Genomic DNA, 17,694 nt, shown 5'->3' with positions numbered 1-17,694 from the left:
CATGTCACATGCCGCGATACGCCATATTCTTCTTAGCCTTGGTTTCGGTGTTACAGCTTTCAGTCCCTCCATCGGGCTGGCCGTTGATGAGAGCCAGCATGCGGTACAACCGTTTGAAACCGCCTTTCAGCCTGGCAAAGGCGGTACGGTTCTGAAGGGTGCCCGCACCGATGCGGACGGTCTTGTCAGGACTCCGGATGGGAAATTGGCGACGGGACTATTTGAAGACCGGTTTGAGACAGGATCGATTCGGGTCAGGCGTTTTGTTAAGGACGGCAAAGCCCATGGTGTTTGGCTGGAATATGACCCGGATGGCCAGCTGCGATTTTACAGCGAATGGCGGAATGGGCTCGGACATGGGCTATGGATCTACTTTCACGACAATGGCTGGATCCGCGAGCGATCCACAGTTCTCAATGATCGCTGGCACGGGGTCAGCGAAGGCTGGGATCCGGATGGGCGGAAACGGTTCGAAGCGATCTATATTGATGGCGAAAAACGCCAGGAGCGCAGTTTCAGCGCAAAGGAAGAGATCATAAAATGAGCCGATTTATCAAGTCATCAGGCGTCGCATTCCTGCTTACGCTGGCGTCGGAGGCCTGGGCCGGGCCTGAGCGCTTTGCGCCGGAAGCGCTGGGTCAGGACGGACGTATTACGCTCACGCCGACCTTCTCTCCAGACGGCACAACTGTCTATTTCGCGCAGTCAGAATGTGCGCCGATCTGGACCTGCCCACAGCGTCTGAAACGCGCCACCTTGGGGCCGCATGGCTGGAGCCGCCCGGAATGGGTGACATTGCCTGATAGTGTCGGCTCTCTGAAGGCCCGCGTCGATTTTCCGTCCGTCTCCCCGGATGGCACGCGATTACTTTTTTCATGGTCTGCACTGCCGCAAAGCCTATCAGGGCGAGACATTTACGAAAATTTCGATCTGTATTCGCTTGATCTGACGGACCCGGGAGCCGTTCCGGAACCGCTCCGCGGTCCCGACCTCAACCGCGTGCGCGAAGGGCGTGTCGCCAAGCTCAGATTTGTGAACAATGAGACCGCGCCCATACTGACGCGGTCCGGCGATCTCTATTTCTGGTCCGAACGTCTGGACGGTGTGGGTGAGCGCGATATCTATTTGGCCAAACGCGACGGTCAGGGCGGGTGGCTGGCTCCGGAACCTTTGCCAGCGCCGATCAATTCAGCGGGTCGGGATGACGGCTCATGGATCGATCCGTCAGGGCGTCTGATGCTTGTGACCTATGGGGACCGCGGTGGATCGGGCGGGGCGGATCTGTTCATGTCATCACGCACAGATACGGGCTGGACCCAGCCCGTCAATCTGGGCCCATCTGTCAATTCACCCGACAATGACTTTGCAGGAATGATCAGCCCCGACGAAAAGACGCTCTATTTTTCGTCTACACGCCCTGTACCGGGTCAGGACGAGACGATGGCCCAGATCTGGATGATGCCCGTTAACGAGATTCCTGTTCTGGCGAGAGCCTTGTCTCGTCTATCCGACTGATTTACAGCCAGGTTTCCTCGACCGCTTTGTCCCAGCCGACTGTTGTCGTCTCGCCATCCGTGATGGCCGGGCGTTTGAGCAAGAGGGGGTGGGCGTCGATCAGCGTGACGGCCCTTACATTATCCACGCTTCCGTCATCTGGATTGTCGAGGGCGCGCCATGTGCTTGAGCGGCGGTTGAGCGCGCGCTCGAATCCGACGGCGTCGACGATCTTCGCAATGTCCTCGGTCTTCAGCCCGTCTTCGCGGACATCGACCACATCGAATTCCTTGCCGGCTTCGCGCAGGGCCTTGGTCGCCTTGCGGCACGTATCGCAATTTTTCAGCGCATAGACTTTCATGAGGGCTTCCTTTCCCAAGTGGCGCCGTGATCAGCAGCGGCTCAGACACGTCCCGACAGCAGGTCGACAAAGTCGGTGATCGCTGCATAAATCTGTGCGCGCGTCGTGTCATTATGGAGTTCATGTTCGACCTTATCGAAGGCGCGAAAATCGGCCCGCGCCGCCGTACCGAAGGCCTGACTGGCCGCATAATCGGTCAGCTGGTCGCCTGTCGCGTGCAGCATCAGCAGGGGCAGGGACCAGTCGGCAGCCGCCTCGGTCAGCTTTTCGCCCGCCTCGATGATTTCGACGGCTGTCCGCAGGCCGAGCTGACCATGATTGAGCGGGTCCTGCTCATAGGCGGCCTGCTCCTCCGCTAGTGTGGAAATCTTGCTGCCCGCGATCGGTTGCTTCATCGTCAAGGACGGAAACAGTTTCGACATGCCTGTCACGAGGCTGCGCTGCACGCCTTTGACAGGCTCGGATGGCGCGATGAGTGGCGCCGATGCGATGATCCCGTCAACGCCCGGGTCTGGTCGCAAGCCGTGATCCAGCACGATCCCCCCGCCCATGGAATGACCGAACAGGATCAGGGGGCCGCTTTTGCGCTGGCTGTGTGCGTGATCGAGCAAAGCGGCGATATCGGCGCGAAAATCATCGAAGCTGCGGATCACACCGCGCTTGCCATCGCTTTTCCCGTGCCCGCGCAGATCGACTGCAAATACGTCGATCCCGTTGGCGGCCAGATGCTGGCCCATATCGCCATAGCGGCCCGAATGTTCGCCAAAGCCGTGGATCAGTGCCAATGCGGCATGGGGCGTTTGCGCCGCCCAGTGCCGGGCAGACAGGCGCGTGCCGTCTGCGGCGGTCAGCTGAAAGCTGTGAACATCATCCATGACGTCGGGTCCTAATCCCAGATGGCCGTACCGTAAGCGACGACTTCGCAGCCGCCCGTGCCGCGACTGCTGTCGCCCAGGTTGGACGACACCAGCCGCACGTTATGTACGGAAGTGGCACCAAGGGCCTGCGCGCTTTCGGCCATGCGCAGCACGGCTTCGCGGCGCGCGCGCATCATGAAGCCCTCATGCATGTGAAACCGTCCGCCGATCAGCTTGCGCAGCAGCACGGCAATCCGGCGGAAGAAATCATAGGCCACAACGGTGGACCCGGTCACAAGTTCGCCTCTCTGGCCGTCGATACGGCTGCAATTGGTCAGCAGAAACGCCCCCAGTCTGGCTTCACGCTGCTCCAGATCGGCCAGATGCCGCTTTTGCGCCAGCGTGCCGAATATGCTGCCAATGATCAGCAGGGCGATCAGCGGACCGAATGTTGCCGCCAGCGATATGAGGATTTCGTCAAGCACGCGGTCCCGCCTTCGCGCTGGCTATTCGACCAGGACGGCCGTGCCGTAGGCGTAAAGCTCGGACGCGCCTGACGTAACGGAACTGGTCGAGAGCCGGACATTGACGACTGCATTTGCGCCTTGTGCCTTGGCATCCTCGGTCATGCGCCGGATCGCATCGCGCCGGGCTTCTTCGAGCAATTCCGTATAGCCGCGCAGTTCCCCGCCGACGATATTCTTTAATCCGGCGGCTATATCCCGCCCGACATGTTTGGCGCGCACCACATTGCCTTGCGCCAGCCCGATATGTCGCACGACGGTGCGCCCCGGTACGGTTTCCATATTCGTCAGGATGATATCGTCGCTCATAGGCTCCCGATTGGCATGAAAATGCAGGCGGGACAATGTTGGTCGGTCAGAATCCGCTGATCGGTCCGGGCCAGTTTGCGTGTCCGGCTTGCGCGATCCTGACCCTTGCGGCAAAGCGCGCCCCATGCCTGACCTTCAGAATTTGCGTGTCGCCTTTCAGATGGATCCGATGGAAGGCGTAAATATCGCCGAGGACACGACCTTCGCACTGGCGCTGGAGGCACAGCGCCGCGGGGCGACCCTGTTCGATTACGGGCCGCAGCATCTGGCCTATGATGCCGGACGGGTTATCGCCCATGCACGCCCCATGACGCTGCGCGATACGGTCGGGGATCATGTGCGCTTTGAAGACCGCCGCATCATCGATCTGACGGACGATATCGATGTCGTCTGGATGCGACAGGACCCACCCTTTGATATGGCCTATATCACGGCAGCGCATCTGCTCGAACGTCTGAAAGGGCAGACCCTCGTTGCCAATGATCCGCAATGGGTCCGGTCCCTGCCGGAGAAGATCGTGCCGCTGGATTACGTCCATCTGATGCCGCCGACCATGATTGCGCGCGATCCGGTCATGATCGACGCGTTCCGCAAGCGTCACGGCACGGTCATCATCAAACCGCTCTACGGCAATGGCGGAGCGGGTATTTTCAAGATCGCGCCCGATGATTCCAACTATTCCTCCCTGCTGGAAATGTTTTTTGCCAGCAACCCGGAACCGGTCATGGTGCAGGCTTTCATCCCGGAAGTCAGTGCCGGGGACAAACGCATCCTGATTGTCGACGGTCAGCTGGCAGGGGGCTTCAACCGCGTGCCGCTTAAGGGCGAAACCCGGTCCAACATGCATGTCGGCGGCATTGCCGAACTCGTCGAGCTGACGGATACGGACATCGCGATTGCCGAAGAGCTCGGTCCCATGCTGCACGCGCGCGGGCAGATACTGGTCGGCATCGATGTCATTGCGGGCCGCCTCACGGAGATCAATCTGACGAGCCCGACTGGCGTGCATGAGCTGAAGCGCTTTACCGGCGTGGATACGGCGGCGATGTGCTGGGACGCGATAGCGGTCCGCCTCAAGCGGAATTTTTGATTGCTAATCAAAAATAGCGAAGCGCCGCGAACGCTGTGAGCGGATGGTCGCAACGCGGCCAAAACCAAGTCCGCCTTGGGCGGAATTTTTGATTGGCATTCTTCACGCTGCGAGAGGCAAAAATAGCGAAGCGCCGCGAACGTTGGGAGCGGATGGTCGCAACGCGGCCAAAACCAAGTCCGCCTTGGGCGGAATTTTTGATTGGCATTCTTCACGCTGCTAGAGGCAAAAATAGCGAAGCGCCGCGAACGTTGGGAGCGGATGGTCGCAACGCGGCCAAAACCAAGTCCGCCTTGGGCGGAATTTTTGATTGGCATTCTTCACGCTGCTAGAGGCAAAAATAGCGAAGCGCCGCGAACGTTGGGAGCGGATGGTCGCAACGCGGCCTCCCAGCGAAAAGGGGCTGTGTTGGTGCGATACGAATCTCGGCAGGATATTAAATTATCGCCCCATTTCAATGATTTGAGTTAAGAATAGGCGTCGGGGGTGAAATCCCGCGTTGCATGCTGCGTATATAGGTCATGAGCACGCTTGCGCTGATCACCTTGCCGCTTCCCGGCCATATGCGGCCGATGATGGCCGCCGCGCGCGCCCTGCAGCAGGCAGGCCATCATCCGGTTGTCGTCGGTCCGGCGGACCTGACGGCGCGGGTTCCTGACGATATCGCCACGCGGACGATCGGACAGACCGATCTGCCAGCAGGCGCGGTCGATCATATGTGCGCCTGTCTAAGCCGGATGAGCCGCCTGTCGGATCTCCGGCAGATGTTCAGGGCCATCGCTACTTTGTCGCAATTCTACCTCGACCATTTGCCGCAGGCGATTGAGCAGATCGGAGCAGATGCGATCCTGCATGATCAGCTCGAACCCGGTGCGGGTCTGGTCGCGCGCAGCCTGTCGCGCAGTTGGGGTGTACGCCATATCAGTCTGGCCTGCGCCCTGCCGATGAACCGCGAGCCGTCCGTCCCGCCGCCATTCATGGGCTGGCGCTTCCGTCCGAGCCGTTATGGCGCGTGGCTGAATGCCGGTTATTACCGTGTCGTCAATGCGCTGCATGCTGAGCAGGGGCTGGTGCTGGCGAACGGGGCGCGGCGTTTCGGGCTGACCAAGCCGGACGATCTTGAAGACTGGCAGCAAGTCTGGTCCGTCGATGACGGGATTTCTGATCAGACCGATCTGGTGCAGGGTCTGGCCAGCCTGGATTATCCACGCCAGTCGCCGCCAACCTATCTTGGTCCGTTCCGAGACAGTCGCGACGCCTATCCGGGCCTGTCATCCATACAATCCGAACGAGACGGTCGCCCGCTCGCCTTCATATCGCTGGGAACCCTGATGGGCGGAAAACGCCGCATTCTCCGTGCGATGGCCAACGCCGCGACCGCACGGGGGTTGCAGCCTATCCTCGTCCATGGCGGACGTCTGAATGTGGAACAGGCCGATCTGCCGACCGGGACGATCGCCCGCGACTTCCTCGATCAGCGCGCGATCATGGCCGACGCGGCTGTGGCCATGCTGCATGGTGGCTATAATTCGACGACGGACGCGATTGCGGCGGGTTTGCCGCTGATCACCGTGCCGCTGGCCTTTGAACAGGGCGCGATTGCTGCCCGGGTCGAGCGGGCGCAGTTGGGCCGGACCGTCGGGCGGTTGGGGTCGGGCCTGACGCTGCGCCTGCAACAGGCTCTGGACGCGGTGACAGGGTCGCCGACCATTCGTGCCGCCAGCCGCCGGGCCCAATTCGAGGCGCTGGCCGCGCCGGGCCTGTCCGGTCTGGTCGCCAGTGTCGATGGCGCGCTGCGGCAGTGTCAGCCGCGCCTCCGCCCTGTCGATCAGCCCGGTCGTGAGCATGTTGCCTCGCAGCACAGGCCCGAGATTGTCCCGGCGCAGTAGATTGATCCGGAACCAACTGCTCCGACTAGACGTTTGACGGGTCCAACACATTGACTGAGGAGATCCCCATGTCCCGCACGGAAGACACAAAAATCATCGATAAAAAAGGCCTCGGCGTAGCCGGCCTGATTCTGGCGGCAACCCTGTCGCTCGCCGCCTGCAACACGATCGAAGGCGTGGGCGAAGATACGGAAAGCGTCGGCGAAACCATTCAGGAAGCTGCGGATTGATTGTCCCCGCTTAATCGCATCAAGCCGTCCTTCCCCTGGAAGGGCGGCTTTTTTTATGGGCGGTTAAATCCGCTCCGTGATCCGGATAGCGGTATGGCAGCCCGCACGGATCAGGCGTGACAGGACCGGATAACCCGGCGCCTCATGCGCGCCACCATCAACGGCAATGTCGCGGTGATGCAATTCATCTTCGCGAAATTCGCGGAAGGTTTCGGCGAGTTCCGGCTCGTCCTGCGCGATTTCTTCGGCCTGACTGGCATAATGCTGCTCGATCACGGTCTCGACCGCTTCTGTACAGACATGGGCGGCTTTCTCACCCATCAATGCCGTTGCGACACCCAGGCCGTAACCGGCGACGTTCCAGATCGGCGTCATCGCCGTCGGGCGCACTTCGCGTTCGACCAGCAGGCGATCGAAGGCGTCCAGGTGCTTTTGTTCTTCGGCTTCCATTTCGGCCAGCTGCGCCGCCATGGCCGCAGTCTTCGGACTGCGCGAGAAGACGGCCTGCTGCCCGCGATAGATGGCGACCGCGCCATATTCGCCCGCATGATCGACGCGCAGCATTTCGGCGACGCGGCGCGGTGTGCGGCGTGAGGGACGGGCGGGCTTCAGACGCGGTTTCACGTCGAGGCTTTCTCTATGCCAAGACGCCAGACGCCGAGTGCGCCCAGCAGCGAGATCAGCGCGTTCCAGCCCGCCATGGAAATGCCCAGAAACGACCAGGCCACATCCGAACAGGCAGGCAGCTTGATCGGATTATCGAGAAATCCGAGCGGATCGTCGGGATCGATCGTCGGCACATCACCGATGGCGCCGGCCGCGCAGGCTTTCGGGCCTTCCCACCAGCCAAATTCAACACCGACATGAAAACTGCCCAGTCCGGCGGAAAAGAGCAGCAGCAGGATCAGCAGGACCGGGCCTAGCCAGAAGGGCAGGCCGCGGGCCGCACCGACCGGCGTGACGCCGAACGCTCCGCGCGACAGGATGACCGCCACAGCGACCGCCAGAACAGCCATATGCGCATAGCGCTGCCAGTAGCACATGATGCAGGGCGCATAGCCGAGCACATATTGGAAAAACCACGCCCCGCAGAGCAGACCGAGCGACAGGGTTCCGGCGAACAGCGCTGCGCGCGCATCGGAGTGTTTGAACAGCGGGGTCATTGAACCCCTATAGGATAAATCCCGCGCCCTGTCAGTGGGTCGCGCAGCGCCGCAGACTAAACTTTATGCAATGGGCGGTTGGCCTGTCCGTGGAAATAGGGTTAACCGCCTGTTCAGCTTGATTTCCTAACCAGCGGACCATCATGTCACCGCCGTCCCACGCCACCGCCGATCTGCCCGAGAGCCAGCGACCACCGCTTGGCGCGCGCCTGCGTGAACAACGGCGCGCCCTGGGGCTCAGCCTTGATGATGCGAGCGAGCGGTCGGGTGTGCGGGCCGATTATCTCGCTGCGCTGGAGCGGCACAATCTCGATGCGCTGCCGACGGTCGGTTACGGGCTCGGTTATGTGCGGGCCTATGCGCGCGCGCTCGGGCTCGACGAGGCCGCCTCGGTCGCCGATTTCAAGCGTGACAGTGCGGTACCGAAAAACCTGTTCCGCCGCGATACGCCCCATTTTGTCCCGACCCGGCAGCTGCGCCTGCCGCGCGGCTCCGTTCCCGCGCTCGGTGTCATTGCCGCCGTCGTCATGCTCGGGGCCTGGTACGGGGTGCAGCTCGATACGGTCGCCGCACCGTCGCCCGTCATGACCGCGCCGTTCGACCCGGACGCCACGCAGGACGCACAGCCCGTGCCGGACACGATCCTGACGCTGCGCACGACCGCGCCGAGCTGGGTCACCATTCGCGATCCGCGCGGACGGCTGGTCGCCAACCGCGTTTTCGTCACTGGCGAGAGCTGGCAGATGGAAGTCGGACGCGATTACCGCGTTGATGTGCGGGATGGCGGGGCCGTCGAGATTCTGATCGGCGAGCGCACGCTCGGCCCGGTCGGCGAAGCGGGCGTGCCGCGCCGCGATCTCGCTCTCGGGACGCTACGCTAGCCTACTGCGCTTGGACGGCTGCTGCCGCCGATCTGCCTTTAATCCGTCACGGCCTTGGGCTAAGCCCGCAAGCATGAGCGCACAACCGACCTCTCTGGATGCCGTCCGCCCCTGGCGCACCATCACCCGTCGTCCCTGCCGCAAGATCAAGGTCGGTGCCGTCGAAGTCGGTGGCGATGCCCCCATTGCTGTACAGTCCATGACCAACACGCTGACCCATGATGTCGACGCGACCGTGGGGCAGATCCGGCGGCTTGAAGAGGTCGGGGCCGATATCGTCCGCGTGTCCGTGCCGGACAAGGAGAGCTCCGCCGCGCTCCGGGCGATCGTCGATCAGGTCAAGGTCCCGCTCGTCGCCGATATTCACTTTCACTATAAGCGCGGGCTCGAAGCGGCCGATAATGGCGCGGCCTGCCTGCGCATCAATCCCGGCAATATTGGCGGGCAGGACCGGGTGCGCGAAGTCGTCGCCGCCGCGCGCGCCAATGGCTGCTCGATCCGGATCGGCGTCAATGGCGGGTCACTGGAACGCGACCTGCTCGAAAAATATGGCGAGCCCTGTCCCGATGCCATGGTGGAATCTGCGCTCATGCATGCGCGCATGCTCGATGAAGAAGGGTTTCACGACTATAAGATCAGTGTGAAGGCGTCCGACATCTTCCTGACTGTTGCCGCCTATCATCAGCTCGCGGAGGCCACGGACGCGCCGCTCCACCTCGGCATTACCGAAGCGGGCGGGCAGCGCATCGGGACAGTCAAATCCTCCATCGGCATGGGCAATCTGCTCTGGGCCGGGATCGGCGACACGATCCGCGTGTCGCTGTCGGACGAACCCGAAGAGGAAATCCGTGTCGGCTTCGACATGCTGAAATCGCTCGGGCTGAGGACGCGCGGCGTCAACATCATCTCGTGTCCGTCCTGCGCGCGGCAGGGGTTCGATGTGATCAAGACGGTCCGAGAGCTTGAAGATCGCCTGTCCCACATTCACGAACCGATCAGTCTGTCCATCATCGGCTGCGTCGTCAACGGCCCGGGCGAAGCCATGTTCACCGATATCGGCTTCACCGGCGGCTCCGCCGGCTACGGCATGATGTACCACGCGGGCAAAAAAAGCGGCAAAACCGACAATGACGACATGATCGCAGAGATCGTCGAAGCGGTGGAGGCGCGTGCTGAGGTGCTCAGGGCTGAGCGCGACGGGGCGATGGCGGCGGAGTGAAGTGTAGCTTTGCGAAATTTATATGATTTTGGACTCTATTTTTTCTATGAATGCTGACCGCTCTGGGGGCTTTTTGTAAAGGAACGCGTTTTGCAAGTCAGGGCTATATCTTATAGCCCCACCCTATCGAAACCATAGACACAATATACATCGCCTAATCTCGCTTTTCTGAAACCATCTCTTTATCTGCGACGTAACAACGCATGTGAACCGGTTTGGAGTGGAACCAATGAAACGAGTGGCTTTGATGGTGGGGGCTGCGGCTCTTGTGGGTGCGTGTACGACGGCGGAAATGGCCGAAGAGACGGAAACCGTGACGATGGCGGCGGCGGAGAATGTCTGTACGACCTTCGGTCCGCAGACGCCGCGCGATATTTCCCTGAGGACGGGCACGAACCCGGATATGTTCCAGATGGCCCCGGCCTCGTCCGAGATGAACCTCTGCAACATTCACACGCACACCAACGCCGAACATAAAGGGCCGGGCTTTTCCGTCTTCGTCGATGATAGCGATTATGGCGGCTATGCCTGTAATGGCACGGACGAGCTGACCGCCGCCGAACTGGCTCCGGCTCCGGGCGCTTATGGCAAGGTCAAGCCGGGCGACACGATCGAGGTGCACTGGGTGCATACCTCCTGCGATATCGATCCGGGCGAGGGTCTCGGCTCCTGCCTGTCCGACACCTGTACCGACCCGCTGCTGCGCGTCGAAGCGCAGACGTTCCTCGTCGTCAATGACAGCAATGCGCTCGACTTCACGACGATGGACTGGACGGGTGCGGAGGTGAACGGCCTCGATCAGCCGATGATGATCCCAGCCAATACGGGCGAGCCGATCGTCTTCCGCGGCTCCACGACAGGACCGAGCTTCGATCAGCAGACCTGCTCGCCGCTCAAGGTGACATGGTCGGTCCGCCCGACGTGCGCGAAGCTTGACATCAACTCCCTGCATCGCTGGGCCGAAGCCGGGAACGTCTTCAACGAAACGGAAAGCCACGGCGTCCGCCAGCTGGTCACGGATCCGCGCCTGCTGTCCGAAATCGAATAGATAATGACCGAATAAGCCTGTCCCCTTTAGGCTTGCGACCCGGACCGCTTCCCCTGGCGGCCCGGGTCTTTTTTTGGGGGGAGTGACCCTAGCGACTGATCCAGCCGCGATACCAGTCGACGAATTGCGGCAGGCCCACGCGGATCGGGGTCTGCGGGGCGAACCCGAAATCGGCCTGTGCGCGGACTATATCGGCATAGGTGGTGGACACATCGCCGGGCTGGCGCGGTTGAATATCGAGCGACGCGGTCACGCCGCAGGCGCGTTCGATCTCGCGCACGAAATCCATCAGCGCGACCGGCGATGTATTGCCGAGATTATAGACGGCGTGACCGTCCGCAGGCGTTCTCAAGATCGTCTCCATCACGCCGGAAATATCGTCAATGAAAGTGAAATCGCGCTGCATGGCGTCCGGCGCGAACAGGGTGATCGGCTCGCCCTTCAGCATCTTCTCCGCAAAGATCCAGTAGGCCATGTCGGGCCGACCCCAGGGTCCATAGACGGTAAAGAAGCGCAGTCCCGTCAGTCTCAGGCCGTAAAGCCGCGCATAGCTCTCCGACAGCATTTCCCCGCCAATCTTGGTCGCCGCATAGAGAGAGGCCGGCGTGCGGACTGTGTCGGACTCCGAGAAGGGAACGTCCGTGCGCTCGCCATAGACCGAACTGCTGCTGGCATAGACGCAGTGTTCCAGCGTCTCGCAATGGCGGGCCAGTTCAAGCACTTCCAGATGGCCGGCCAGATTGGCATCGATATAGGCGCGCGGCGCTTCGAGGCTGTAACGTACACCCGCCTGTGCAGCGAGGTGGAGGATATGGGTCAGCCCGGCCGTTTCGAATTGTGACCGCAGCGCACCGGGCTCCGCAATGTTCTGCGGGTTGAAGGTAAAGCCGGACTTGTCCGTCAGCTGCGCCAGACGCGCCTGTTTCAGTGCCGGGTCGTAATAATCGTTCAGGCTGTCGACGCCGATGACTGTATGGCCGGCGCGCAATAATGCGCGCGCGCAATGAAAGCCGACAAAACCCGCTGCGCCTGTTAACAGGATTCTCATGGGCGCGCTGTAAGACGGGTGGATGGAAATGGCCATGCCCGAAAACTTTCGACATTCCACCCCCGTTCCGGAGATCGTTCCGTCGATCGATCCGGCCTTGCGCCGCAGCGCTGCACGTCTGCGCGAATGTATGGCGATGGCATTGCCGATCTGGGCGGCGCGGGCTCAACGCCCAGACGGCAGCTGGGTCGAACATCTCACGCTTGACGGAACGCCCGATCTGGGGGCGGAACGGCGCTGGCGCGTCATCGGGCGACAGGCTGTCGCCTATGCGCAAGGGACGCTGGCGGGCTGGCATGACGGCACGGACACTGCCCGGCGCAGCTTTGACGCCTACTGGTCGCAGGGTTGGACCGGCACGCATATGGTCCACCGCATCGGCGCTGACGGCACGGTCACGGATGGGCGGCATGATCTTTACGATCACGCCTTTGCGCTGCTGGCATGCGCTCGCATGCTGCAAGTGACCGGGAATGCGGATTATCACCGGAAGGCGCAGGCCGTGACGGCCTATCTGGATCGCCATCGGCATCCGGCTGGCGGTTGGTATGAGGGAACGGTCAAACCGACGCCGCGGCGACAGAACCCGCATATGCATCTGCTCGAAGCGTCACTGGCTCTGTTCGAAGCGACGGGTGATGGGGCAGACCTGTCCATCGCTCACGCGGTGATCGCGCTGTTTGACACGCATTTTCTCAAGGACGGACTGATCGGTGAATTTTTCGGCGATGACTGGTCGCCTGACCCGGCATGCGGCGATCATGTCGAACCGGGGCATGCGGTGGAATGGGTCTGGCTGTTGCGCCGCTACGAAGCGGCGACGGGGACGGATCGCCGCTGCGCGCGGCTGTCCCTCTATGACCGGGCCTTCCGGCAGCGTCTGGGCCGGCTTTACGATGCGGAACAGCGCGACGGGACGATCGACCGTCAGACGACGCGCCTCTGGGTTCAGACCGAAGCTGTCAAGGCGCATCTGGCCATGGCGGATGCGGGATGGGCCGGGGCCGCCGGCATGGCCGCCGCGTCGATCGATGCTATGTTCGGCACTTTCCTGCGTGGGGACGGCCTGTGGAATGATCAGCTCAATGCGTGCGACGCGGTGCTATCGGACACAATCCCGGTCAGCACGCTCTACCATATTGTCGGCATGGCGGCGGAAGCGGACCGCCTGGTTCGGGGCCGCCCCTAACGGTCAAAGCCATCTGCCTTGACGCCTATGTCTCCGGGACAAGCACTTCGATGTTTAACGCGGCCAGATCCATCTGCCGCGACTCGCCGGCGACGCCCGGGAAAATCGCCAGTAGATCCACATTGGGCGGATTATCCGTGATCGGCGGCATGAAATCGAACGTATAGTCCTGCCAGTCCGGGCCAAGATTGAACTGGAACCAGTCCGACCGCCGTGATTCCATCGGATAATAGGCCGACTCGAACTGCTCCAGCGCGTCGATGCGTGGCGCACGTGCGCGCAGCGTGACGCGCAACCTGCGTCCGGAAAAGGCGCGCTCATAATCCGGACCCAGCGTCAAAAACACACCGATCGAGGCCGGGCCTTCACCCTTGGGCGTGAATTGCGACAGCCGCATATAGCCGCCGCCTTCCTCGACATAGGTGCCGTTCGATCCGGGTGAAATCGTCAGGGCCAGCAGGTCGGGTCCGGTCAGGCTCAATCCCTCATTGACGATGTCCTGATCGCTCAGAGGCGTATTGCCGGCAAAGGACAGGGCCAGCCCGACCATGGCGATGATGACCATGGCTGCCAGCGGATAGAAAATACGGTCCCCGAACATGGGCGCGCCCTATCACGTTTTGCGCGCTGCGCCATAGCTGCGCCGCCGATTGCGCGCGAAATACGACCCTCAGATCAGGAACAGGCCTCAGATCAGGAACAGGACGGCGCGCTCATCGGCGCGATCCAGCAGCGCCCGGCCCAGCATGTCGGTCAGGTCTTCGGAAAACCGTTCCGAGGCGTGTCCATCCCAGGCTTTGCGCACGGCGGCAATCAGATCGGGTCGCTGCTTGGCGATCGCCTGATCGATGCGCTTTTCCGTCAGGACCTGCCGCGCCAGAACCGGGACCTTGGCCCCGCGGAAACGTCCAGCAAGCGCACGTTTGCCATAGAGAAAACTGCCGCCCGCCACGGCCCCGCCAATCAACAGGCCGAGCGGGTTCATCAATAAGGGCGCAAACAGATTAGCATGGGCCAGCAAGGCACTGACCAGAATGGCGGCCAATGTTGTACCCAGCAGGGCCGTATCCGCCTCCAGATGGCCGATGGACGGGGCGGACAGGCTCATCCCTTCCAGATGCTGGCTGACATGCTGGCTGTCATCCAGGCTCAGCACCATGGCGGGCAAGCCGTGTTCGCGGCAAAGCGGGTCGGTGATGGTCTCGATGTCGCGCTGTAATCCCGCGAACCAGCGTCCAATGACGGGCTTCAGCTTGGCCTGCGCCGTGTCCGACCGCAACCAGTCCGCGACCGATTGCGTCAAGGTCGCTTCGACCGCATCGAGCGAGGCGATCGTGCCGGATCGCCAGCTGCGGAAGGCGGGTTTGATGCAATCCTCGGTCAGACCGTCCACCAGAGCCGGCGCCAGGGTCTCGCCCAGCGACAGGGCGGCCTTGGAGGCGAGGTCCGTCACGGCACCGTCGGGCTGCATCAGCGCGCCGACTTCCGACTTGAAGCTGGCGTGGAGGAATTCGAACCGGCCCAGCCAGGCCAGGCCGCGCGCAATGGCAAATTCCGGTTCCGCGCCCCGAATTACACGGGTCTTCGGAAAGGCCTTTTTCGTGGCCGGCAAGACGAGCGGCAGGCGCGACGCCCCGCCCGTTAGCAGGACCGTGTCCGGATCCCGCCCGCCCAACCGCTCGATCGTCTCGCGCAGGGCGTAATCGAATGCGCCGGCCCAACTATAATCATGCAGGGCAACCAGCGGTTTGGACAGGATGGCATCGGCGTCAGTCTTGTCGATGCGGATTTCGAACAGAACGCTCTTCCCGCCCGCAACGGGCAGCCGACGGATCATCTCGACCGGTTTGTCCTCGCCGGTAAAATAGGCTTCCTTGGCCTCGCGACACCAATATTCGAGAATGGGCCGATAGGAGGGATGGGCCTTCAACAGGGCGTCGATAGCCTTGCGCTGTGGCTGCCGGGACAGATTGAGGTCGAGGATTTCCCGGTCCAGCAGGCCGGAGCCGAGCACATTATGACCGACATCGTCGGCTTCCAGATCCCGGCAATAGGTGAAGTCGGTCGTCGAGCTGCCAATGTCGACGATCAGGACGGATGCCCGCGCATCGTCCATCGACAGATAGCCCTGTTCCAGCGCCGTCATCAGCGCAGCCCGCGATTCGGACACGATACGGGCCTGTTTCAACCCGGCCGCGCGCATGAAAAGATTCCGGTAGCGTTCCCGCGTGTCTTCGGTCCAGCCCGATGGACAACCGATCAGAAAGCGGCTTTCCTGCGCGCCGCGCAGCGAGCCGTCCTTGGCCAGCCCGTCGACCAGCGCCTTGGTGAACAGGGTCAGCGGTTCGCGCACATCCGGCGCGTCGAGATCGGGCGATTTGAACTTCGCCCAGATCCGTGCATCGGACAGGCTGAGCGCTTCCGCGCCGATCCGTACGGCGCGCCCGTCCTTGGCGACCGCCGTGACAAGGCTGCGCGTGCCGCGATATTCCAGAATTTCAGGCTCGGAATGGCCCTGCGCAAAAGCGCGGGCGAGCGCGGTCTCGCCGTGGCCGAGATCGAAGCCGATAAATTCGATGTCCTTGGCGTTGCGTGTCGTCATCTGCTGCGCACCCAGACCGTCCCGCGCCGCACGACCCGGCCATCATCCGTGACGAGGGCGGGCGCTGCCGTTTCGAATGCGGCGAGACCGGGCTCATCAGCTGATGCGGGGGCAGGCAGACGGTCGAACCAGTCGGCGGTCTTTTTCGAATAATCGACCTGCCGCAGCCCTGCGCCTTCGATCAGGGTCGGCAGTTCGCGCCGCGCCAGTTCCAGCGCGTAGGCTTCGTCATCGGCCCGTCCCGCTTCCAGCAACCCTTGCAGCAGGGCCGTCAGGCGCGGATCGTCATGCCAGTGCGCCTCCGTCACCGGGGCGGACAGGCGCAGCAGAATGTGATCGGCGGTTTTCAGCGAGTTGGTGACCTGCGAAATCAGTCCGGCCTGATCCAGCCGGACGACGGCGCTCGCCTTGTGTCGGCGTCCCTGCGCGTCTTCGATTGCCGTCGGGCGGGGCCAGAACGGCAAATGAGTCAGATTGATTGTCGAGGCCGCATGCAGCGCTGCAAGTCCGAATGCGCCCCAGACGGCGAGACCGACACCCTGCACCAGACCTGCCGCGCCCAGCAGCAAAGCCCCGCCATAGAACAGAGACGGCCGCAGCTTGACGGAAAAGCCGGGTTTGGCTGCAACTTCGTCCCAGACGATGTCGGCATGGCTGGCCCTGTCGATCAGCCCGGTTCCGGATTTGACGATTTCGATCAGCCATTGCCCGGCGCGTTGCAGCTGCGGGTCGGTCGTCGCGCGGGCGTAGCGGGCCGCCGTCCGGTCGAGCACGCGGCGTACCGCGCCGACCGCCTCTGACGGGCTGTCCGTGTCGGACAGAGACAGGCTGCCGACTTCGCGCGCGAAATGCTGCGACAGGGACAGGCTTGGTGTTTTCGGATCGGTCGGCACGATACCGGATGTCGTGACGCAGGCGGATCAAGTCAAGCCGATTGGAACGGGTTCGCGAAATCGGACGTTGTGAAGGACACGGGCAGCCCGTCCGGACTGCACATGAATTGAGCCTTCAAGGAGAGCCACCATGACCAATGATATCGATATTCTCAACGATGTGACCAAGACGCTGATCGACAGCCATAAGGGCTACGAAACCTGCGTTGACGTGTCGGATGACAGCTATGCGCTGCAAAGCAATTTCCGTGACCGTGCCGAGCGTCGCGCCGCGCTGATCCAGGAATTTCAAAGTCATGTGCGGACACTGGGCGGCGAGCCGTCCACATCCGGCTCTGTCGCGGGCGCGGCACACCGGGCCTGGACATCGTTTACGACGCTGTTCGCGGATGATGAAAAGGCTGCGATCGAAGCCATCGATGACGGCGAAGAGTATCTGGCCGAAAAAATCGAGGCCTGCCTGAACGATGCGGCCATCCAGCCTGGCACGCGCGAACTGCTGCAAAAAGCCTATACGGATGCGCGCGAGGGCGAACGCTTTGCCGATGCGCTGGAAAAAGCGCTCTAATCGGGCGTCATACTCGCTGCAGCAAGGCCGCCTCCGGGCGGCCTTTTTCACGTTTGAAACAGTCAGGACCGGATGAGGGCCAGCTTTTCGCTACGTCCCAGCTGTTTGATCGAATATTCGCGCTTTGATGCCGTGCTGCGGCAGGCGGCCGGTTCGGACCAGACCAGCGCGACAGGTCGGCGCGCCTTCGTATATTTCGCACCGCGCCCGGCATTATGGACGCTCAGTCGCGCGGCGGCGTCGCGGGCAATCCCGGTATAGAGCGAGCCATCCGCGCAGCGCAGCATATAGACAGTCCAGTCGGCCATAAGCGCTGTCTGACGCGTCGG

The 17,694-nt window shown here is 62.2% G+C and carries 21 protein-coding genes; 10 read left to right on the top strand and 11 right to left on the bottom strand.

Annotated elements, in window-relative coordinates; translation table 11 throughout:
- Nucleotide 1 precedes the first annotated feature (1 nt).
- Nucleotides 2-544 carry a toxin-antitoxin system YwqK family antitoxin gene (locus AB6B39_RS15240; protein WP_284372236.1) on the top strand — a complete coding sequence of 181 codons (543 nt, stop codon included), beginning with the start codon at nt 2-4 and terminating at the stop codon, nt 542-544.
- Complete coding sequence (locus AB6B39_RS15235) at nt 541-1,515, top strand: hypothetical protein (RefSeq protein WP_284372238.1); 975 nt, start codon at nt 541-543, stop codon at nt 1,513-1,515. Before AB6B39_RS15240 ends, AB6B39_RS15235 begins: the two co-directional genes overlap by 4 nt.
- Nucleotide 1,516: 1 nt before the next feature.
- Here AB6B39_RS15235 and AB6B39_RS15230 read toward each other — a convergent pair whose 3' ends face one another.
- Genes AB6B39_RS15230 through AB6B39_RS15215 form a run of 4 tightly spaced genes read right to left on the bottom strand, consistent with a single transcriptional unit; the run spans nt 1,517 to nt 3,545 of the window.
- Nucleotides 1,517-1,855, bottom strand: coding sequence for an arsenate reductase family protein (locus tag AB6B39_RS15230; RefSeq protein WP_284372241.1), 339 nt, complete (start codon nt 1,853-1,855; stop codon nt 1,517-1,519).
- Nucleotides 1,856-1,896: 41 nt separating this feature from the next.
- Nucleotides 1,897-2,730, bottom strand: coding sequence for an alpha/beta hydrolase (locus tag AB6B39_RS15225; RefSeq protein ID WP_284372242.1), 834 nt, complete (start codon nt 2,728-2,730; stop codon nt 1,897-1,899).
- A gap of 11 nt (nt 2,731-2,741) precedes the next feature.
- Entirely contained in the window at nt 2,742-3,197 is a 456-nt protein-coding gene (locus AB6B39_RS15220) for a YbjQ family protein (RefSeq protein WP_284372244.1), read from the bottom strand.
- 21 nt (nt 3,198-3,218) lie between these two features.
- Complete coding sequence (locus tag AB6B39_RS15215; protein ID WP_284372246.1) at nt 3,219-3,545, bottom strand: YbjQ family protein; 327 nt, start codon at nt 3,543-3,545, stop codon at nt 3,219-3,221.
- Nucleotides 3,546-3,669: 124 nt separating this feature from the next.
- Here AB6B39_RS15215 and gshB point away from each other — a divergent pair, with 124 nt between their 5' ends.
- The 3 genes from gshB to AB6B39_RS15200 all read left to right on the top strand — a co-directional run bounded on the left by gshB (nt 3,670) and on the right by AB6B39_RS15200 (nt 6,754).
- Nucleotides 3,670-4,635, top strand: coding sequence for a glutathione synthase (gshB, locus tag AB6B39_RS15210; protein ID WP_284372248.1), 966 nt, complete (start codon nt 3,670-3,672; stop codon nt 4,633-4,635).
- A gap of 521 nt (nt 4,636-5,156) precedes the next feature.
- Complete coding sequence (locus AB6B39_RS15205) at nt 5,157-6,524, top strand: glycosyltransferase (protein WP_284372250.1); 1,368 nt, start codon at nt 5,157-5,159, stop codon at nt 6,522-6,524.
- A gap of 68 nt (nt 6,525-6,592) precedes the next feature.
- Nucleotides 6,593-6,754 (top strand): entericidin A/B family lipoprotein, encoded by a 162-nt coding sequence (locus AB6B39_RS15200; RefSeq protein WP_284372252.1) that lies wholly within the window; start codon nt 6,593-6,595, stop codon nt 6,752-6,754.
- A 63-nt stretch (nt 6,755-6,817) separates the two neighbouring features.
- On the opposite strand, the gene AB6B39_RS15195 is transcribed toward AB6B39_RS15200, so the two are convergent.
- A complete protein-coding gene (locus tag AB6B39_RS15195) occupies nt 6,818-7,318 on the bottom strand; it encodes a demethoxyubiquinone hydroxylase family protein (RefSeq protein ID WP_348520184.1) in 501 nt (166 codons plus the stop codon).
- A 56-nt stretch (nt 7,319-7,374) separates the two neighbouring features.
- The gene (locus tag AB6B39_RS15190) at nt 7,375-7,917 is read right to left on the bottom strand and encodes a disulfide bond formation protein B (protein WP_284372256.1); all 543 of its coding nucleotides are present in this window, start codon (nt 7,915-7,917) and stop codon (nt 7,375-7,377) included.
- A gap of 143 nt (nt 7,918-8,060) precedes the next feature.
- On the opposite strand from AB6B39_RS15190, the gene AB6B39_RS15185 reads away from it, so the two are divergent.
- The 3 genes from AB6B39_RS15185 (at nt 8,061) to AB6B39_RS15175 (ending at nt 11,065) form a co-directional block, all read left to right on the top strand.
- The gene (locus tag AB6B39_RS15185; protein ID WP_284372259.1) at nt 8,061-8,798 is read left to right on the top strand and encodes a helix-turn-helix domain-containing protein; all 738 of its coding nucleotides are present in this window, start codon (nt 8,061-8,063) and stop codon (nt 8,796-8,798) included.
- Between the two features lie 73 nt (nt 8,799-8,871).
- Entirely contained in the window at nt 8,872-10,017 is a 1,146-nt protein-coding gene (ispG, locus tag AB6B39_RS15180; RefSeq protein ID WP_284372261.1) for a flavodoxin-dependent (E)-4-hydroxy-3-methylbut-2-enyl-diphosphate synthase, read from the top strand.
- A gap of 292 nt (nt 10,018-10,309) precedes the next feature.
- Nucleotides 10,310-11,065, top strand: coding sequence for a delta-class carbonic anhydrase (locus AB6B39_RS15175; protein ID WP_371398772.1), 756 nt, complete (start codon nt 10,310-10,312; stop codon nt 11,063-11,065).
- Nucleotides 11,066-11,153: 88 nt separating this feature from the next.
- On the opposite strand, the gene AB6B39_RS15170 is transcribed toward AB6B39_RS15175, so the two are convergent.
- Complete coding sequence (locus AB6B39_RS15170) at nt 11,154-12,113, bottom strand: NAD-dependent epimerase/dehydratase family protein (protein WP_284372265.1); 960 nt, start codon at nt 12,111-12,113, stop codon at nt 11,154-11,156.
- Nucleotides 12,114-12,147: 34 nt separating this feature from the next.
- Here AB6B39_RS15170 and AB6B39_RS15165 point away from each other — a divergent pair, with 34 nt between their 5' ends.
- A complete protein-coding gene (locus AB6B39_RS15165; protein WP_284372268.1) occupies nt 12,148-13,302 on the top strand; it encodes an AGE family epimerase/isomerase in 1,155 nt (384 codons plus the stop codon).
- Nucleotides 13,303-13,327: 25 nt separating this feature from the next.
- Here the strand turns inward: AB6B39_RS15165 and AB6B39_RS15160 are convergent, their stop codons facing one another.
- The 3 genes from AB6B39_RS15160 to AB6B39_RS15150 form a co-directional block, all read right to left on the bottom strand.
- Entirely contained in the window at nt 13,328-13,903 is a 576-nt protein-coding gene (locus tag AB6B39_RS15160) for a hypothetical protein (RefSeq protein ID WP_284372270.1), read from the bottom strand.
- Nucleotides 13,904-13,990: 87 nt separating this feature from the next.
- Nucleotides 13,991-15,904, bottom strand: coding sequence for an Hsp70 family protein (locus AB6B39_RS15155; RefSeq protein WP_284372272.1), 1,914 nt, complete (start codon nt 15,902-15,904; stop codon nt 13,991-13,993).
- Nucleotides 15,901-16,797, bottom strand: a complete 897-nt coding sequence (locus AB6B39_RS15150; protein WP_371398653.1) for a hypothetical protein — start codon at nt 16,795-16,797, stop codon at nt 15,901-15,903. The genes AB6B39_RS15155 and AB6B39_RS15150 overlap by 4 nt, the downstream gene beginning before the upstream one ends.
- Before the next feature lie 130 nt (nt 16,798-16,927).
- Between AB6B39_RS15150 and AB6B39_RS15145 the strand changes: the two genes are divergently transcribed.
- Nucleotides 16,928-17,365 carry a PA2169 family four-helix-bundle protein gene (locus AB6B39_RS15145; RefSeq protein ID WP_284372278.1) on the top strand — a complete coding sequence of 146 codons (438 nt, stop codon included), beginning with the start codon at nt 16,928-16,930 and terminating at the stop codon, nt 17,363-17,365.
- A gap of 62 nt (nt 17,366-17,427) precedes the next feature.
- Here AB6B39_RS15145 and AB6B39_RS15140 read toward each other — a convergent pair whose 3' ends face one another.
- On the bottom strand, nt 17,428-17,673 hold the full coding sequence (locus AB6B39_RS15140; protein WP_284372280.1) for a GIY-YIG nuclease family protein: 246 nt from the start codon (nt 17,671-17,673) through the stop codon (nt 17,428-17,430).
- Nucleotides 17,674-17,694 lie beyond the last annotated feature (21 nt).

Source organism: Algimonas porphyrae (assembly GCF_041429795.1).
GTDB lineage: Bacteria > Pseudomonadota > Alphaproteobacteria > Caulobacterales > Maricaulaceae > Litorimonas > Litorimonas porphyrae.
This window is presented reverse-complemented; position numbering and strand designations above follow the sequence as displayed.

Coding starts and splice junctions, on each gene's coding strand:
- AB6B39_RS15215 (WP_284372246.1), bottom strand. CDS start 3,545: ATGAGCGACGATATCATCCTGACGAATATGGAAACCGTACCGGGGCGC.
- AB6B39_RS15160 (WP_284372270.1), bottom strand. CDS start 13,903: ATGTTCGGGGACCGTATTTTCTATCCGCTGGCAGCCATGGTCATCATC.
- AB6B39_RS15140 (WP_284372280.1), bottom strand. CDS start 17,673: ATGGCCGACTGGACTGTCTATATGCTGCGCTGCGCGGATGGCTCGCTC.
- AB6B39_RS15225 (WP_284372242.1), bottom strand. CDS start 2,730: ATGGATGATGTTCACAGCTTTCAGCTGACCGCCGCAGACGGCACGCGC.
- AB6B39_RS15165 (WP_284372268.1), top strand. CDS start 12,148: ATGCCCGAAAACTTTCGACATTCCACCCCCGTTCCGGAGATCGTTCCG.
- AB6B39_RS15185 (WP_284372259.1), top strand. CDS start 8,061: ATGTCACCGCCGTCCCACGCCACCGCCGATCTGCCCGAGAGCCAGCGA.
- AB6B39_RS15175 (WP_371398772.1), top strand. CDS start 10,310: ATGGCCGAAGAGACGGAAACCGTGACGATGGCGGCGGCGGAGAATGTC.
- AB6B39_RS15190 (WP_284372256.1), bottom strand. CDS start 7,917: ATGACCCCGCTGTTCAAACACTCCGATGCGCGCGCAGCGCTGTTCGCC.
- AB6B39_RS15235 (WP_284372238.1), top strand. CDS start 541: ATGAGCCGATTTATCAAGTCATCAGGCGTCGCATTCCTGCTTACGCTG.
- AB6B39_RS15155 (WP_284372272.1), bottom strand. CDS start 15,904: ATGACGACACGCAACGCCAAGGACATCGAATTTATCGGCTTCGATCTC.
- AB6B39_RS15240 (WP_284372236.1), top strand. CDS start 2: ATGTCACATGCCGCGATACGCCATATTCTTCTTAGCCTTGGTTTCGGT.
- AB6B39_RS15230 (WP_284372241.1), bottom strand. CDS start 1,855: ATGAAAGTCTATGCGCTGAAAAATTGCGATACGTGCCGCAAGGCGACC.
- AB6B39_RS15145 (WP_284372278.1), top strand. CDS start 16,928: ATGACCAATGATATCGATATTCTCAACGATGTGACCAAGACGCTGATC.
- AB6B39_RS15200 (WP_284372252.1), top strand. CDS start 6,593: ATGTCCCGCACGGAAGACACAAAAATCATCGATAAAAAAGGCCTCGGC.
- AB6B39_RS15195 (WP_348520184.1), bottom strand. CDS start 7,318: ATGCTGCGCGTCGATCATGCGGGCGAATATGGCGCGGTCGCCATCTAT.
- gshB (WP_284372248.1), top strand. CDS start 3,670: ATGCCTGACCTTCAGAATTTGCGTGTCGCCTTTCAGATGGATCCGATG.
- AB6B39_RS15170 (WP_284372265.1), bottom strand. CDS start 12,113: ATGAGAATCCTGTTAACAGGCGCAGCGGGTTTTGTCGGCTTTCATTGC.
- AB6B39_RS15205 (WP_284372250.1), top strand. CDS start 5,157: ATGAGCACGCTTGCGCTGATCACCTTGCCGCTTCCCGGCCATATGCGG.
- ispG (WP_284372261.1), top strand. CDS start 8,872: ATGAGCGCACAACCGACCTCTCTGGATGCCGTCCGCCCCTGGCGCACC.